Source organism: Mycobacterium cookii, assembly GCF_010727945.1.
In the GTDB taxonomy this organism is placed as follows: domain Bacteria; phylum Actinomycetota; class Actinomycetes; order Mycobacteriales; family Mycobacteriaceae; genus Mycobacterium; species Mycobacterium cookii.
The window spans coordinates 2,025,902-2,041,359 of sequence record NZ_AP022569.1; the positions used below are offsets into that span (position 1 = coordinate 2,025,902).

The 15,458-nt window shown below is 67.9% G+C and carries 14 protein-coding genes; 7 read left to right on the forward strand and 7 right to left on the reverse strand.

Going from position 1 to position 15,458, the window contains the following annotated elements:
• Positions 1-38: 38 nt before the first annotated feature.
• Positions 39-1,820 carry a long-chain-acyl-CoA synthetase FadD6 gene (fadD6, locus tag G6N27_RS09430; protein WP_163776096.1) on the reverse strand — a complete coding sequence of 594 codons (1,782 nt, stop codon included), beginning with the start codon at positions 1,818-1,820 and terminating at the stop codon, positions 39-41.
• Positions 1,821-1,883: 63 nt separating this feature from the next.
• Positions 1,884-2,447, reverse strand: coding sequence for a TIGR00730 family Rossman fold protein (locus G6N27_RS09435; RefSeq protein WP_163776097.1), 564 nt, complete (start codon positions 2,445-2,447; stop codon positions 1,884-1,886).
• Positions 2,448-2,538: 91 nt separating this feature from the next.
• Between G6N27_RS09435 and G6N27_RS09440 the strand changes: the two genes are divergently transcribed.
• Positions 2,539-4,761: an ATP-binding protein gene (locus tag G6N27_RS09440; protein WP_232064928.1), complete on the forward strand. Its 2,223-nt coding sequence runs from the start codon at positions 2,539-2,541 to the stop codon at positions 4,759-4,761.
• Position 4,762: 1 nt separating this feature from the next.
• On the opposite strand, the gene G6N27_RS09445 is transcribed toward G6N27_RS09440, so the two are convergent.
• Together G6N27_RS09445 and dapE are read right to left on the reverse strand one after the other, a co-directional pair.
• Positions 4,763-5,041 (reverse strand): hypothetical protein, encoded by a 279-nt coding sequence (locus tag G6N27_RS09445; protein ID WP_163776098.1) that lies wholly within the window; start codon positions 5,039-5,041, stop codon positions 4,763-4,765.
• 113 nt (positions 5,042-5,154) lie between these two features.
• Positions 5,155-6,219, reverse strand: a complete 1,065-nt coding sequence (dapE, locus tag G6N27_RS09450) for a succinyl-diaminopimelate desuccinylase (RefSeq protein WP_163776099.1) — start codon at positions 6,217-6,219, stop codon at positions 5,155-5,157.
• 25 nt (positions 6,220-6,244) lie between these two features.
• On the opposite strand from dapE, the gene dapD reads away from it, so the two are divergent.
• Positions 6,245-7,198, forward strand: coding sequence for a 2,3,4,5-tetrahydropyridine-2,6-dicarboxylate N-succinyltransferase (gene dapD / locus G6N27_RS09455; RefSeq protein WP_163776100.1), 954 nt, complete (start codon positions 6,245-6,247; stop codon positions 7,196-7,198).
• A 5-nt stretch (positions 7,199-7,203) separates the two neighbouring features.
• On the opposite strand, the gene G6N27_RS09460 is transcribed toward dapD, so the two are convergent.
• Both G6N27_RS09460 and G6N27_RS09465 read right to left on the reverse strand, forming a co-directional pair.
• A complete protein-coding gene (locus G6N27_RS09460) occupies positions 7,204-8,472 on the reverse strand; it encodes an MFS transporter (RefSeq protein WP_163781573.1) in 1,269 nt (422 codons plus the stop codon).
• Between the two features lie 107 nt (positions 8,473-8,579).
• A complete protein-coding gene (locus G6N27_RS09465; protein WP_163776101.1) occupies positions 8,580-9,998 on the reverse strand; it encodes an acyl-CoA synthetase in 1,419 nt (472 codons plus the stop codon).
• A gap of 217 nt (positions 9,999-10,215) precedes the next feature.
• Between G6N27_RS09465 and G6N27_RS09470 the strand changes: the two genes are divergently transcribed.
• The 5 genes from G6N27_RS09470 to G6N27_RS09490 all read left to right on the forward strand — a co-directional run bounded on the left by G6N27_RS09470 (position 10,216) and on the right by G6N27_RS09490 (position 13,742).
• A complete protein-coding gene (locus tag G6N27_RS09470; protein ID WP_163776102.1) occupies positions 10,216-10,746 on the forward strand; it encodes an Rv1733c family protein in 531 nt (176 codons plus the stop codon).
• A gap of 112 nt (positions 10,747-10,858) precedes the next feature.
• Positions 10,859-11,845 carry an Acg family FMN-binding oxidoreductase gene (locus G6N27_RS09475; protein WP_163776103.1) on the forward strand — a complete coding sequence of 329 codons (987 nt, stop codon included), beginning with the start codon at positions 10,859-10,861 and terminating at the stop codon, positions 11,843-11,845.
• Positions 11,846-11,869: 24 nt separating this feature from the next.
• Entirely contained in the window at positions 11,870-12,244 is a 375-nt protein-coding gene (locus G6N27_RS09480) for a SpoIIAA family protein (RefSeq protein ID WP_163776104.1), read from the forward strand.
• A 7-nt stretch (positions 12,245-12,251) separates the two neighbouring features.
• Positions 12,252-12,836: an Rv1733c family protein gene (locus G6N27_RS09485; protein ID WP_163776105.1), complete on the forward strand. Its 585-nt coding sequence runs from the start codon at positions 12,252-12,254 to the stop codon at positions 12,834-12,836.
• Between the two features lie 18 nt (positions 12,837-12,854).
• Complete coding sequence (locus G6N27_RS09490) at positions 12,855-13,742, forward strand: universal stress protein (protein ID WP_163776106.1); 888 nt, start codon at positions 12,855-12,857, stop codon at positions 13,740-13,742.
• Positions 13,743-13,773: 31 nt separating this feature from the next.
• Here the strand turns inward: G6N27_RS09490 and G6N27_RS09495 are convergent, their stop codons facing one another.
• On the reverse strand, positions 13,774-15,444 hold the full coding sequence (locus G6N27_RS09495; RefSeq protein WP_163776107.1) for a GAF domain-containing sensor histidine kinase: 1,671 nt from the start codon (positions 15,442-15,444) through the stop codon (positions 13,774-13,776).
• Positions 15,445-15,458 lie beyond the last annotated feature (14 nt).

Consider the following 15,458-nt stretch of genomic DNA (forward strand, 5'->3'; position numbering starts at 1 on the left):
CCACCCAACTCGTGGTACTGGTGTGGCAGGTGGTGCCCTCAGCCCTGTGGCCGCTCACCGTTCGCTACTTCGTCGGGATAGTCGTCGTAGAACGGCACGTAGCCCTCATCGCGGCCGGCCAGCACGTAGACCGGGTCTTCGATGCCGGAGTCGTAAGCCTGCTCGCGCAGATCCACTTTGCGACTCTTGAACGTGGTGGTGTGCTCCATCGACTCGACCAGTCGCACGAACAGCGGCATCGCGTACGCCGGCAACTGCGTGTAGACGGTCTGGGCGAGCGACTTCCCGTCGAAGTCGGCGCCGTCGCGCAGCTTGACCGCCGCCATCCCCGCGCGGCCGCCCGTGCGCGGCACCTCCACACCGAAGACGGTGCACTCCTCGACGGACTTGTCGGACCCGAGCGCCCGCTCCACCTGGGTGGTCGCGACGTTCTCGCCCTTCCAGCGGAACGTGTCGCCGAGTCGATCGACGAAGGCGGCATGGCCCATGCCTTGCGGACTCATCACGTCGCCGGTGTTGAAATAGCAATCACCCTTGCGGAAAGCGTCGCGCACCAATTTCTTTTCGCTCGCGCTGGCATCGGTATAGCCGTCGAACGGCTGCACCCTGCTGACCGGGCTGAGCAGCAAACCGGGCTGGCCGGCGGGCACCCGCTGCACCCAGCCGTCCTCACCGCGCACCGGAGCGCCGGTGTCGGCGTCATAGGCGACGTACGCCACCGGCAGCGCCGCCCACCCGGCCGACCTCGGCACATTGAAGACGTTGATGAACGCGGTGTTGCCTTCGCTGGCCGCGTAGAACTCGCAGACCCGCGGGATGCCGAACCGAGACGTGAACTCCTCCCAGATCTCGGGCCGCAATCCGTTGCCGGCAATCAGGCGCACCTTGTGTGCCCGGTCGGTCGGCTTGGCCGGCTGGTTGAGCAGGTACCGGCAGATCTCGCCGATGTAGATGAAGGCGGTCGCCCGGCTGGCGATCACCTCGTCCCAGAACCTCGACGCGGAGAAGGACTTCCCCAGCGCCAGCGTCGCCCCGGAGTTGATCACGGAGCCGACCGCGACGGTCAGCGCGTTGTTGTGGTACAGCGGCAGACAGCTGTAGAGCGTGTCGGAGCCCTTCAGCCGCAACCCCAGCCCACCGAACACCGCCAGCGCGGACAGCCACCGCTTGTGCGTCATCACGCTGGCCTTGGGGTGACCGGTGGTGCCGGACGTGAAGATGTAGAACGCGGTGTCCTTGGCCAACACGGCTGACGCCGACTGCGGGTTGGTGGTCGGCGCGGTGGCCGACAGCCGCTCCATCTCCTCGATGGTCGTCGGGCTGATCGTGGCGCCGCCGCACTCGTCCACCGCATCCACGAAGTCGGACTCGATGACGAGCGCCTTGGCTTCCAGCAAGCCGATGCTGTGCGCCAGCACGTCGCCGCGCTGGTGGTAGTTGAGCATGCCGGCGACCGCGCCGCATTTGACTGCGGCCAGCATCATCAACACGGCATTCGGCGAGTTGCGCAGCATGATCCCGACGACGTCTCCGCGCCCGACACCGCGGGCGGCCAACACGGCCGCGTAGCGGTTGGCGGTCTCGTTGGCCTCGCGATAGGTCACCTGCTGCTCGCCGAACCGGATGAACACCCGATCGCCGTAGCGGGCGGCACGGTCTTGGAAGACCTTGCCGATCGACACCTTGAAGTTCGGCTGCGCCCGCACCAACGTGAGCATCCCGCGGGCGATCACCGGAAGGTCGGCCAACACGGTGTGCACCCGAGTCGCGATGTCGAGCAGCCCGACCGACCTATGAGAACCAGACTGGTGTTCGGACATGGCTAACCCCCGTTTCGCGCTGTGGCAGATGGCGGCCAGCCTAACCGTATGCAGCTAATCCACTCAGTTGGGTGCGCAGGCCTGGATTGCCGCATCAACGTCGTCGACGACCACCAGGCGGTCCATCGCGGTCTGCGCGACGTAGCCGCTGTCCACCAGCCCGCACAGCCAGGCGCGCAGCCCATCGAAGTGTCCACGCGGATCGAGCAGAACCACCGGCTTGTGGTGCACACCGAGATGGCCGCCGGTCCAGGCTTCAAAGAATTCTTCGAGTGTGCCGATGCCGCCGGGCAACGTGATGAAGGCGTCGGCGCGGTCCTCCATGATCTGTTTGCGCTCCCGCATGGTGTCGGTGACGATCAGCTCGTCGGCGTCGTGGTCGGCGACCTCGCGACGCACCAGCATCTTCGGAATCACTCCGACGGTCCAGCCGCCACGGGCCCGCGCGGCGGTGGCCAGCGCGCCCATCGCCGAGACGTTGCCGCCGCCCCAGACCAGGGTCCAACCGCGTTCGGCGATCGCTTCGCCGAGTTCGGCGGCCAGCGCCAGCAACTCGGGGTGGGTGGGCCCGGATGCGCAGTACACGCAGACCGCCCGCGGGTGAGGCGCGTTGCGTTTGGGGTGCACAGTCGAACCGTAGTAGATCTACCACCCTTGCCGCCGAGCGCATTTGGGCCTAACGGCATATAGCCATGGGCAAGCGCCATAAAATCCGGCGGTGCCGAGTGCTTGGGTTGCCGCGCCGCAGGACCGGGTGTTGCGCGAGGTGGCAGCCGGCCTGGCCGAGCGCTGCGGCGCGGTGTTGGTCGGCGCCGACGGCGTCGGCAAGACGCTGGCCGCCCGCCGCGCCGCGGGCGACGGTGCCCGTTGGGTGGTGGGCACCGCCGCGCAGCGCACCGTCCCGTTCGGCGCGTTCGGCGCGCTGCTGGCCGACGCCCACATCGCCGGCGACGGGCGGCCGGCCGAACTGCTGCGCGCCGCGCACGACTACCTGACCGGTGACGGCGCACGGCAGCTGTTCGTTATCGACGACGCACACCTGCTCGACCACCTGTCCGCCACGCTCGTCTACCAGTTGGCACTGAGCGGTTCGGCGCAGCTGATCGTCACGATCCGGGCCGACACCGAGCTGCCGGACGCGATCGCCGCACTGTGGGCCGACGAGCTGCTGATCCAGGTCGAGGTCGCGGCGCTGGATCGGGCGGCGACGGCGACCGTGCTGGAATCGGCGCTGGGCACGGCACCCGATGACGCCGCGATCAACGACGCATTCGCCCGCAGCCACGGCAACCCGCTGCACCTGCGACACCTGGCCGACGCGGGCGATCTGCGGGCCCGCGGATCGCTGACCGAGCTGATCGACGGCTACCTGGCCGGCCTGCCTGCACCGGTGCGCGGGGTGCTGGACTACCTGGCGATCGCCGAGCCGCTGCGCCGCGGCGACCTGGCGACGCTGGCCGACAACGACGCCGTCGACCACGCGGAAGCGCTCGGCGTGATCGTCGTCGACGGCGACGCGATGGTCTACCCGGCGCACCCGCTCTACACCGACCGCGCCGGCGCCGGGCTCACGCCCGACGCCGAGCGCACGCTGCGCACGTCGCTGGTCGACCACCTGACGTCGCAGCCGTCCGGCCACGTCGGCGATCAGCTGCGACTGGCAGCACTCAGCCTCGGTAGCGACTCCGCTGCCGAGGTCGCCGACACCGTGGCCGCCGCCCAGCGGGCGCTGCAGCTCGGCGAGTTGACACTCGCCGAGCAACTCGCCAAGGCGGCGCTGGACCGCGCGGGCGGACTGGCCGCGCGCCTGGCGCTGGCCTACGCCCTGGCCTGGCAGGGCCGCGGACGTGAAGCCGATGCGGCGCTGGCGGCGGTGAATCCCGAGCAGCTGTCGCCGCCCGAGCTGATCGCGTGGGCGTTGCCGCGGGCGGCCAACCAGTTCTGGATGCTCAACGAGCCGGAGCGGGCCACCGCTTTTCTGCAGACCACCCGCGGCCACGTCGCGGCGCCGGCCGCGCAGGCCACCCTCGACGCGTTGGCGGCGACCTTCGCGATGAACGCGGGCGCTCCGCTGCGTACGCTGCGGATCGCCCGCGAGGTGCTGGCCTCCCCGCACGCCGACGAGGTCGCCGTGGGCTGGGCGGCCTCGGCGGCAGCGCTGAGCTCGGCGCGCGCCGGGCAGTTCGACGACGTCGAGGCGCTGGCCCGTCGCGCGACCGCAGCAGACCATCCCGGTCTGCTGCGGTTCACCAGCGGCTTCGGCCGGATCACCGCGCTGGTGATGGCCGGACGGCTGACCGACGCCCGGACACTGGCCCAGCGCTTCACCGACTTCGCTGAACTGCAGCAGCCCGGCCGGGCGATCGGCGAGACATTGGTGGGGTACGTGGCGATCGCGCAGGGCGATTTCGACGCCGCCGTGCGGCTGTTGAGCCGGGCCGCCGATCCGCTGGCCCGCACCGGCTATTCCTGGGGGCCGCTGGCGTTGAGCCTGCTGGCCCAGGCGCTCGGCCAGCAGGGCGACCAGCTGGGAGCGGCAAAGGTGTTCAGCCGGGCGGAGTCACGGCACGGCCTGAAGTCGACGTTGTTCGCTCCGGAGTTGGCGCTGGCCCGAGCGTGGTCGAAGGCCGCCCGCGGCGATACGACGGGCGCGATCGAGGCGGCGCGGGACGCGGTGCAGACCGCCGAACGCGGCGGCCAGTCCGCGATCGCCTTGCGCGCGCTGCAGGACGCGACCCGGCTCGGCGATATGCGCGCCGTGCAGCGGGCCCAACGTCTGGCGGTCGAAGTGGACTGCGTGCTGGGACGGCTGACGCTGGCGCACGCCCGGGCGTTGGCCGCCGGCGATTCGACGGCGTTGACCGAGGTGGCGGCCGACCTGGCCGACCAGGGGCTGCATCCGGCAGCCGCCGACGCGGCCAAACAGGCGGAGCGGCTCTGAGTCAGGTACTCGTCGGCGCCCGGTGGTGGCTGCGGTGGTGGTGCGACGGGGTCAGCGTCTGGCCGGGCTTCGCTGGTTCTTGGACTCCGGGCACGTCCGGACTCAGCGGCTCAGGATCCATGCCGGGATCGACGGACGACGCGAGATGAATCGGCGCAGCGCCCGTCGCGGAAACACTGGCCTGAGCAAACGGCGCGGGGCCGGCGAGCATGAGACCGACCAGCGCATAAACACCAAAGGTCGCGCCGTGGGCGACCCGTAACGCCGGCATCTTTGCCATGTGATCTACGTTACGTCAGTGTTACGAAGTTTCAGCGAGATAAACGCAAACAGATTGATTGCAGTTTGCCGTCCATTTCGTTGCGCAGCGACGGTTGGCCGGTGAACGCCCGATTAGCTGCTCAGGTATGCCCGCAGCATGCTCACCGCGGCGGTGATCTGGTCGACGGGCACCCGTTCGTCGACGGTGTGCGCCAGGTTGGGATCACCGGGTCCGTAGTTCACCGCGGCGACGCCCCTGGCAGCGAACCGCGACACGTCGGTCCAGCCGTACTTTGCTCGCACGTGACCGTCAGCAGCAGCGACGAGCGCCTTCGCAGCGGGTCTGGACAGCCCGGGCAACGCCCCGGCCGCGGAATCGGTCTGCTCGATCCGCACGTCGAGGCCGTCGAACGCCTCGTGCACGTGTTGCAGCGCGGCGTCCGGCGAGCGGTCCGGCGCGAACCGAAAGTTCACCGTCAGCGACGCCGCGTCGGGGATCACGTTGCCGGCGACACCGCCGTGGACCCGAACCGCCGACAACCCTTCGCGGTACGTGCAGCCATCGATGTCGACACTACGGGCCCGGTATTCCGCAAGCCGGTCCAGGACGGCGCCGAGTTTGTGAATGGCGTTGTCACCCAGCCACGATCGCGCCGAGTGCGCGCGGGTTCCGCTCGCATGGACGACCACCCGCAGGGTGCCCTGACAGCCCGCCTCGATATAGCCGCCGGTCGGCTCACCCAGGATTGCCACGTCGGCCGCCAGCCAGTCCGGCAGCTCACGCTCGATGCGGCCCAAACCGTTTGCGGCCGAATCGATTTCCTCGCAGTCGTAGAACACCAGAGTCAGGTCGTGCGCGGGCTCGACGACCGTGGCGGCCAGATGCAGGAAGACCGCGTCGCCCGACTTCATGTCGGCCGTGCCGCACCCGTGCAGCACGTCGGCGTCGCGGCGGCTCGGCAGGTTGCCCGCGGCCGGGACGGTGTCGAGATGCCCGGCCATTAGCACTCGGCTGGCGCGTCCCAGCGCGGTGCGGGCCAGCACCGCGTTGCCGTTGCGGATGATCTCGAAGTGCGAGGTCTGTGCGCGCAGCGCCGCTTCGACCTCGTCGGCGATGCGTTCTTCGTGCCTCGACTCGCTGGGGATGTCGACCAAGGCCGCGGTCAACTCGATCGGGTCGCCGCGTAGGTCAAGCACGATCTCAGCCTAGTGGGTGGGTACCGTGGGGCCCGTGACTGCAGCTTCAGGCATCGGGCTGGCGACGCTGGCCGCGAACGGATCGGTCCTCGACACCTGGTTCCCCGCACCGGAACTGATCGAATCGGGCGACAGCGGCACGGTACGACTGTCGGTGGCCGAGGTACCCGAAGAACTCGCCGCGCTGGCCGGCCGCGACGACGAGCGCGAGACCGAGACCGTCGTCGTTCGCACCGTGATCGGCTCGCTGGACGACAAGGCCGTCGACGCCTACGACGCCTATCTGCGGCTGCACCTGCTGTCGCATCGACTGGTCACGCCGCACCGGCTCAACGCCGACGGCCTGTTCGGGGTGCTGACCAATGTGGTGTGGACGAACTACGGCCCGTGCGCCATCGACGGTTTCGAGACGGTGCGGGCGCGGCTGCGCCGCCGCGGGCAGGTCACGGTCTACGGCGTGGACAAGTTCCCCCGCATGGTCGACTATGTCGTGCCCAGCGGAGTGCGGATCGCCGACGCCGACCGGGTGCGGCTGGGTGCACATCTGGCATCGGGGACGACGGTGATGCACGAGGGTTTCGTCAACTTCAATGCCGGCACGCTGGGCGCATCGATGGTCGAGGGCCGCATCTCGGCGGGCGTGGTGGTCGGTGACGGGTCCGACGTCGGCGGTGGCGCCTCGATCATGGGCACACTGTCCGGCGGCGGCACCGAGGTGATCTCGATCGGCAAGCACTGCCTGCTCGGCGCCAACGCCGGGCTGGGCATCCCGCTGGGCGACGACTGCGTCGTCGAAGCCGGCCTTTATGTCACCGCGGGCACGAAAGTTGCTCTGCCCGACGGGAAGTCAGTGAAAGCTCGCGAACTGGCCGGCAGCAGCAACCTGCTGTTCCGGCGCAATTCACTGACCGGCGCGGTCGAGGTGGTGTCCCGCGACGGCCGCGGCATCGCGCTCAACGAGGACCTGCACGCCAACTAGGTCAACTAGTCGCCGGAATGCAGATCGGTGCCTTTGGTCTCGGGCAGCAGATATGCGGACACGAAGCTCGCTAAGGCCAGGATTGCGAGCATCGGGCCGACGGCCCAGCTGCCGTAGGTCGCCTGGACCGTTCCGGCGATCAACGGCGGCAGTGCGCCGCCGACCACTCCGGCCAAGTTCACCGCCAGTGCCGATCCGCTGTAGCGGTAGCGGGTCGCGAACAGTTCGGGAATGAAGGCGCCCGTCGGCCCGGACCCGATACCGCCGATCGCGCACATGCCGACGATCGCCACCGCGTACAACGCCGGGTTGCCGGTGTCGATCAACGGAATCACCAACAGCCCCCAGGGCACACATCCCGCCCAGCCCAGCAACATCATCCGGCGTCGCCCGACCCGGTCGGACAGCGTCGCCGACAACGCGACGAACGTGATGCTGACCAGCCCGCCCAGGGCCCCGACGGCCCAGATGAAGCTACGGGAGTAGCCCAGTTCGGCGTGGGCGTAGCGGGTGAGATAGGTGTTCGCCATGTAGGCGAACGACATCCCGCCCAGAATGCTGCCGGCGGCCAACACGATCTCCCGGCGTTGCAGCCGCAGCAATTCAGCGATCGGCGCCCTCGGCACCGGGGTGCGGGCCTTCTCCGCGACGAATACCGGGGTCTCGTCGATCCGCAGCCGCACGTAGAGGGCGATGGCGATCAGCACCGCGCTGATCAGGAACGGTATCCGCCAGCCCCACGCCAGAAACGCCGGGCTGTTCTCGCCGATGGTGAAACTCACGCCCAGGAACGTCAGGCTGGACAGCACCGCCGCCGTTCCGCCGCCGAGCAGGGTGAACATGCCGTACCTGCCGCGTTTGCCGGCGGGCGCATATTCGGCGCTCAGCAACACCGACCCGGCCCACTCCCCACCGGCGGCGAACCCCTGCACCAATCGCAGTGCGACCAAGATCAGCGGGGCGGCCACGCCGATGGACTCGGTCCGCGGCACCAGGCCGACGCTGACAGTGGCGACGGCCATCAGCACCAGCGTGGCAACCAGCGTTTTTTTGCGGCCCACCCGATCACCGAGGTAGCCGAATGCGGCCCCGCCGATCGGCCGCGACACGAACGCGCTGGCGAATGTGCTCATCGAGGCGATGGTGCCCATCGTCGGGCTGAGTTGCGGAAAGAACACCGTGGGAAACACGAGCGCCGCAGCGGTGCCGTAGATCAGAAAGTCGTAGAACTCGATCGCCGACCCCACCAGGCACGCGCCCGCGACGCGTTTCATCGGCGTGACCGGTGGCGCGGTGGCCTCCGTCATCGTTGGCTGGCTGCTTCGATGCACGGGTATGACGGTAAGGAAAAAGGCCGCGGGTGTCACACCAGCGCGCGGTGTCAGCCCTGGCTGAGCAGTTGCTTCTTGAGCACTTTGCCCATCGCGTTGCGCGGCAACTCGGTCACGACGCGCACCTCGCGTGGCCGTTTGTGCACCGAAAGCTCCTTCGCCACATAGTCGATCAGCTCCTGCGGCACGGCCTTGCCTGCACCGGAGCCGACGACGAAGGCGACGATGCGCTGGCCCAGGTCGTCGTCGGGCAGCCCGACCACCGCCGCCTCGGCCACGCCGGGATGCCCGAGCAGCACCGTCTCGATTTCACCGGCTCCGACCCGGTATCCACCGGACTTGATCAGGTCGACCGACTCGCGGCCGACGATGCGGTGCATGCCGTCGCCGTCGATGACCGCGGCATCACCGGTGCGGTACCAGCCGTCGGCGTCGAACGCCTCCGCGGTGGCGTCCGCGCGATTCAAGTAGCCGTCGAATAGCGTCGGGCCGCGAACCTGCAGTCGCCCAATGGTTTCCGCATCATGCGGCACCGGGCCGCCGTCGTCGTCGACCAACCGGGTTTCGATGCCGGCCAGCGGCAGGCCGACCCAGCCGGGCCGGCGCTCGCCGTCGGCGCGGGTGGACAGCGTGATCAACGATTCGGTCGCGCCGTACCGCTCGACCGGCGCGTGCCCGGTGAGCCGCACCAACTCGTTGAACACCGGGACCGGCAGGCCGGCGCTGCCGGACACCAGCAGCCGCGCCGGTCGCAGCGCCTCGGCGGCGGCCTGGTCGGCAACCAACCGCGACCACACCGTCGGCACCCCGAAAAACAAGCTGCCCTGCGCTTCCGAACAGGCTTGAGCGTAGGCCTGCGGTGTGGGTTTTCCGGTGTGCACGAAGCGGTTTCCCACCCGTAGCGAACCGAGCAGACCGAGCACCAGGCCGTGCACGTGGAACAGCGGCAGACCGTGCACCAGTGTGTCGTCGGCGGTCCACTGCCAGGCCTGCGCGAGCGCGTCCAGGTCCGCGGCGATCGCGGCACCGCTGAGTTGCACGCCCTTGGGTGGACCGGTGGTGCCCGAGGTGTAGATGATCAGCGCGGTGTCCTGCAGCGACGGCTCGGGGATGCGGTGCCAGGACCGGGCGTGCACCCGCACCGGGATGTGCGGCAGACCTTCTGGATGGTCAGGCTCGGGCCCCAGCCACGCCTGCGCCCCGGAGTCGGTGAGAATGTGGCGCCGCTCGGCCTGCCCGACGTCGGCGGGTACCGGAATGACCGGGACGCCGGCGATCAGGCACCCGGCGATGGCCAATGCGGTGGGCACGGTCGGCGTGGCCAGCACCGCGACCCGGTCCGCGCCACCGACCCGTTCGGCCACCGACGTCGCGGCCCCGACGATGTCGCTGCGGCTGAGCGTCACGTCGCCGATGCGGACGGCGTCCCCGATGTCGGGAGAGGCGGAATTCAGCGAGCTAAGCAGCACGTCCCGCAGGCTAGCTCATCGGCCGTCCAGACTCGCGAGAGAGCTCTGATGCCCTAGGCCCTATCGGCGGTAGACATTGGACTCTACGGACACGACGGCGGCATTGCCACGCTGTGAAACAACGTCGCAATGACCCCGAAGTGAGGTTGCCGTGCACAGTTTCGTGATTCGCGCCATCAAGAGGCCGATCGCCCGGCTATTGAGCAGCAGCCCGCTCGTGCGGACCAGCGATCGCATCGAAGCGGCGGCCGTCGCGCTGGCCGCTCTGCTGGTCGTGATCGCCGCCCCCTGCGCCGCGGGAATCGGCATGATCGTCCACGACAACGAGACGCAGGCCCTGCTCGCGCAAGGTCAAAGCCGACATGTGGTGACCGCGAAAACGGTCGACGACAGCAGACCGGCAGTTTCGCCCATCCCGTCGGCGTTCACTGTGCATGTGCGGTGGCAGTTCAGCGGCATCGACCACGCCGACGCGATTCTCACCGACGGTGCTCTCAAAGTCGGTGAGCCGCTGCAGATCTGGGTCGACAACAACGGCAATCGGGTGGACTGGCCCACACCGATGGCTGCCGTCGACATCGACGCGGTGACCGTAGCAGTGGCGGCGTGGGTGATCGCGGCCGCGGTCGTCGCTCTGGCCGTCACCGCCACGGGTGTGCACGTCAGTCGCATGCGGGACGCTCAGTGGGAAAGGGACATCCGGCTCCTCGTCGGCGACGACAGCGGACGCACCAACAGTTCGCAGTGATCTGAAACGGGACAGTGGTCCGTCGGCTGTCGAATCGAGGACCAATGGCCCTGCTACCGCCAACGCAAGTAGACAAACCTCGAAGACAGGCGAAATCGGGAGGTCAACAACAATGCCTACGACTCTGTTCGACAGCAAAGTCATCCAGGACGCGGTGACGGCGGCGTGCCGCGCCCCGTCTCTGCACAACAGCCAACCGTGGCAATGGGTTTACAGTGACGGCCAACTCCGGCTGTTCCTCGATCCGAGTCGAGTGATGGACACCGACCAATCGGCGCGCGAAGCCCTCATGGGGTGCGGCGCAGCGATCGACCATCTCCGGGTCGCGATGGCCGCGGCCGGCTGGAAGACACACGTCGAGTACTTTCCGAATCCGGACAGCTCCAACCACTTGGCGTCGATGAGTTTCGGCCCGATCGACTATGTGACCGAGCGAGACCGGTTGCGCGCTCAGGCTATCTGGACACGTCGCACCGACCGATTGCCGTTCAGCGCACCGACCGAATGGCAATCGATTTCCTCGATATGGGCCGGCGGCATGCACGGCAACTCGGTGCGCATCGACACGATTCCCACCGATCTGCTGCCCAAGCTCACCGACGCGGCCCAGATCGCGGAGTCAATACGGCTCTACGACAGCGCATATCACGATGAACTGCACTGGTGGACAGCACCTTTCGAGAAGACAGAGGGTATCCCGCACAGCGCCCTGGTGTCCGCAGCCGAAAGCGACCGGGTCGGCATCGAACGGGTATTTCCCGTCGTCCACCGGCCGGAACGGCGCAGTGAGATTCCGGAGGATCAAGCGATGATCCTGCTGCTGTCCACCGACGGCGACAGCCGCGAGGATGCCTTGGCGTCCGGCGAAGCACTCTCCGCGATCCTGTTGGAATGCACCATGGTTGGCTTCGCCACCTGCACGGTGACACACCTCACTGAACTCGACGAAACCCGCAAACTCCTCCAATCGCTGACCAGACCGGAAGCGTCACCACAGATCCTGGTGCGGATGGGTGTGGTGCCGGTGACCGAGAAAGCGCCACAGCCCACACCACGACGACCGCTGTCCGAAGTTCTGCGGCTGCGGGCGTTCGACTGACACCGCGGACCAAAGGAGCAAAGGATGATCGACTACGACCTGGATACCGAACATTCGATTCTGCTGGTGCGACCTGAATCATCGCTTGAGGCAGCCGACTTCGTTCAAATGGCGAAAGTCATCGATCCCCAGATCCAGCAGACCGGCGACCTTGCCGGCCTGATCATCAACGCCCCGAAATTCCCGGGCTGGGACAGTTTCGGAGCGATGGTCAAACACTTTCGCTTCGTCAAAGATCATCAGAAACACATCAAGAAAGTCGCGCTCGTCACCGACTCCCACTTCGGGGACGTCGCGGAGCACTTGGCGGCACACTTCGTCTCGGCGGAGGTCCGGCACTTTCCCGGCGAGCAACTCGACCAAGCTCGGCAATGGATCACGTCGTCCGCACCCCAGTGAGGTCGCCATGCAGAGCTTCGTAGTCCGGCCGATGACCTGGCCGGTGCTGCGGCTGTTCAATCGCAGCCCGCTCATCCGGGTCAGTGACCGTATCGAAGCCGCAGCCGTCACCCTGGCCGTAATGTTCGTCGTCATCGCGACGGCCTGCGCAGGGGCGGCGGGCACGATGATCCACGACGTCCAAGCCCGGAAGTACCTCGAACAGGCGCACTCCCGGCACGCCGTCGTGGCCAGAGCCGTGCAGAACAGCGAACCAACGCCCGAAGCCGGGGCGTTCATCGTTAATGTCCGGTGGCGGCTGAACGGCGTCGAGCACACCGACCTGCTCGGCTGGAATAAGCCGGTGACAATCGGTGCGCCGCTGGATATTTGGGTCGACGACAACGGCAGTCGGGTCGCGCCGCCGAGTCCGGTCGCGCGCGCAGCCGTCGACGCGCTGTCCACCGCCGTCGTGGGGTGGTTCGTCGTGGTCATGGCCATCGCGCAGGTGGTTAACGCCGTACGCGCACACGCCAGCCGCATGCGGGACGCTCAGTGGGAGCAAGACCTCCGCGGACTCGTCGACGGCGGACGTTCCAACCGTCCACACTGATCTAGCAAGGAGATGCACATGTCTGCTCCAACAACCGATTCGGGCGTCTTCGTCGGTGTCGACGGGTCGCCGGCCGCCAGGTGCGCGGTCGACTGGGCGGCGCGCGACGCTGCCATGCGCAAGGTCCGTCTCACGCTCGTCCATGCCGTACAGCCGATTGGGCTCACCCTGCCTCCGCTGACGGCGACGACGGCGTTCTCGCGCTGGCAAGTCGAGCAGGGGCAGCGAATCCTCGACGAGGCGGTCGAGACCGCGCGGGCCACGACGCCCAGTGGAGGTCCGGAGCAGATCGAGACTGAGCTGCTGTTCTCACCGGTGGTCCCGGTGCTGGTCGACTTGTCCAAAGACGCCGATCTGGTGGTCGTCGGTTCACGGGGCCGAGGGCCCGTCGCCAGAAGCCTGCTGGGCTCGGTGAGCTCGAGCCTCATCCGCCACGCGCACAGCCCGGTGGCGGTCATTCACGACGAGGATCCCCTGATGCCGTATCCGGCCGATGCGCCGATTCTCGTCGGCGTCGACGGGTCGCCCGCGTCGGAACTGGCGATCGCGATCGCGTTCGACGAGGCGTCGTGGCGGGGCGTCGACCTCGTCGCCCTGCACGTCTGGAGTGACGTCGAGGTCAACGACTACCCGGCCATCGACTGGCCCGCGATGAAACCAGCCGCCGAGGAGATCCTCGCGGAGCGACTGGCCGGTTGGCAGGATCGCTATCCCGATGTCACGGTTCGGCGCATGGTGGAATGCGATCATCCGACGTATCACCTTGTCCAACAATCTGAATCGGCCCAACTAGTGGTGGTCGGCAGCCACGGAAGGGGTGGGTTCGCCGGCATGCTGTTGGGATCGGTCAGCGCCGCCGTGGCACACTCAGCACGGATGCCGGTCATCGTCGCGCGTCAATCTTAGCCGCGCACAGCGGATTTCAGCCCTCCGCCGACTAACCGGGTAACGGCACCGACCATAGCAAGGTGGTCTCACCACCGGAATCGGCCCCAACCTCCAGGCTGCCGCGAAGTTCTTCCGCGGCAGCCTGCATCGTGCCGAGACTGTCGGCGATGGACTCGGCCGGCGCGTCCTTTCCGTCAGCGGCAACCCTGATTTTCAGCTCATCATCCACCTCGACGACGACGCTGACCCTGGTGACATCGGGTCGATGGGCGGCATCGCCGACGGCTGCCCGCAGAAAGGCTTCCGCGTGATCGGCCAACGTCGCGTCGACCACCGACACCGGCCCAACGAATTGCACCATCGTGCGCAGACCGGTCACCGAGCTCTCGGCGATCGCCTCCTCCAGGCGCTGCCGAAGCCGGACCGGTCCCGAACTCGTGGTGTTCAGATCGAAGATCGCGGTCCTGATGTCTTGAATCACGCGCTGCAAGTCGTCGACTTGCTCCGACAGTCGCCGCTGCATGTCGGACGATTTTGCCAGCGGCAAGGTCGCCTGCAAGGCGAGCCCGATGGCGAAAAGCCGCTGAATGACGTGATCGTGGAGTTCACGCGCTATCCGGTCACGATCGGTCACCAGGTCCAGTTCCCGCATCCGCCGCTCCGATGTCGCGAGCTGCCAGGCCAACGCCGCCTGGCCCGCGAACGCGGCCATCAGGTCGAGCTGCTCCTCGGTGAAGCCAGGCAGACCGGCACGCCGAAGCACGACAAGGACACCGGCGGCAGTGTCGGCCACCGGCAAGGGCAGCAACAACGCGGGGCCGTTCAGTCCGCCGATCGCCATGTCGAGGTTGTCGAGCCGACGCGGTGTGCGGTCTGCGAACACGTCGCCGACTACGGTGCCGGTCAACGCCAGCGCGTCGTCGGCTGGAATCGAGATTGCCCCAACTGCTTCGGCCACCACCAATTCGGGCGCGCCAGCGGGGGCGTCGTCGACGTCGACGGGCACGGCGACCATCGCGGCGGTGGCGTCGGCGAGCTTCAGCGCGTTCTCCGCGAGAAGCGCAAAGACCGTGGCCGGCTCGGCGCCTGACAACATCGTCGTGGCGATGTCGCGGGCCGCTTCGATCCACCTCTGACGTGCCCGGGACTGGGCGTAGAGCCGCGCGTTGGCGATCGCGATGCCGGCCGCCGCCGCGAGCGCCTGCGCCAGGATCTCGTCATCCTCGCTGAACGGTTGACCGTTTGCCTTCTCGGTCAGGTACAGGTTGCCGAAGACCTCGTCGCGGATCTTCACCGGAACACCCAGGAAAGTCCGCATCGGCGGATGATTCGGCGGGAAACCCACCGACGCCGAGTGCTGCTGGATGTTGTCCAACCGAATCGGTTGTGGGTCGTCGATCAGGACTCCGAGGACGCCCCGCCCCTGCGGGAGATTCCCGATGAGGGCCCGGGTCTCGTCGTCGATGCCCTGATAGACGAACTCGACCAGGTCATGGGCCTGGCCGCGCACGCCGAGCGCGCCGTAGCGGGCGTCGACCAGGTGTATGGCGGTGTCCACGATCCTGCGCAGGGTCGCGTCCAGTTCCAGTCCTGAGGTGACGACCAGCATCGCCTCGACCAGACCGTCGAGTCGGTCACGACCCTCGACGATCTTCTCGATCCGGTCCTGGACCTCGGCAAGCAATTCGCGCAGTCGCAGTTGCGACAGGGTCTCACGCATCGGCGCTGGACCGC

Bases quoted from the DNA above. Each gene is read 5' to 3' on its own strand.
- G6N27_RS09475 (WP_163776103.1), top strand. From the start codon at position 10,859: ATGCCTACGACTCTGTTCGACAGCAAAGTCATCCAGGACGCGGTGACG.
- G6N27_RS09485 (WP_163776105.1), top strand. From the start codon at position 12,252: ATGCAGAGCTTCGTAGTCCGGCCGATGACCTGGCCGGTGCTGCGGCTG.
- G6N27_RS09460 (WP_163781573.1), bottom strand. From the start codon at position 8,472: ATGAAACGCGTCGCGGGCGCGTGCCTGGTGGGGTCGGCGATCGAGTTC.
- G6N27_RS09490 (WP_163776106.1), top strand. From the start codon at position 12,855: ATGTCTGCTCCAACAACCGATTCGGGCGTCTTCGTCGGTGTCGACGGG.
- fadD6 (WP_163776096.1), bottom strand. From the start codon at position 1,820: ATGTCCGAACACCAGTCTGGTTCTCATAGGTCGGTCGGGCTGCTCGAC.
- G6N27_RS09480 (WP_163776104.1), top strand. From the start codon at position 11,870: ATGATCGACTACGACCTGGATACCGAACATTCGATTCTGCTGGTGCGA.
- G6N27_RS09495 (WP_163776107.1), bottom strand. From the start codon at position 15,444: ATGCGTGAGACCCTGTCGCAACTGCGACTGCGCGAATTGCTTGCCGAG.
- G6N27_RS09445 (WP_163776098.1), bottom strand. From the start codon at position 5,041: ATGGCAAAGATGCCGGCGTTACGGGTCGCCCACGGCGCGACCTTTGGT.